Here is a 356-nt window from a genome sequence, read left to right on the forward strand (position 1 = left end):
TTGGTCTCTAAAAGACCAAACCTAAATCTCACTGATTTACGTTTGAACTCTTGGTGGAGGATGACGGGATCGAACCGACGACCCCCTGCTTGCAAAGCAGGTGCTCTCCCAGCTGAGCTAATCCCCCATGGGTAAGACTGGTAGGGCTGGTTGGACTCGAACCAACGACCCCCGCGTTATCAACACGGTGCTCTAACCAGCTGAGCTACAGCCCCAAATGCTGTTCTTCTAATTGACAGTCGATAAGTGTGAACGCTTAATGAAGAGTGCTACTCTAGAAAGGAGGTGATCCAGCCGCACCTTCCGATACGGCTACCTTGTTACGACTTCACCCCAGTCACGAATCCTACCGTGGT

The 356-nt window shown here is 51.4% G+C and carries 2 tRNA genes and 1 rRNA gene; all 3 read right to left on the minus strand.

The features are described from left to right. Positions 1 to 51: 51 nt before the first annotated feature. Positions 52 to 127 (minus strand) — tRNA-Ala (locus tag F8197_RS28205). An 11-nt stretch (positions 128 to 138) separates the two neighbouring features. After that, positions 139 to 215: transfer RNA gene (locus F8197_RS28210), tRNA-Ile, on the minus strand. 63 nt (positions 216 to 278) lie between these two features. Then, positions 279 to 356 (minus strand): 16S ribosomal RNA (locus F8197_RS28215); the annotation flags it as partial.

The sequence above is a fragment of the Duganella sp. FT27W genome (assembly GCF_009295655.1).
Classification (GTDB): domain Bacteria; phylum Pseudomonadota; class Gammaproteobacteria; order Burkholderiales; family Burkholderiaceae_D; genus Rugamonas; species Rugamonas zoogloeoides.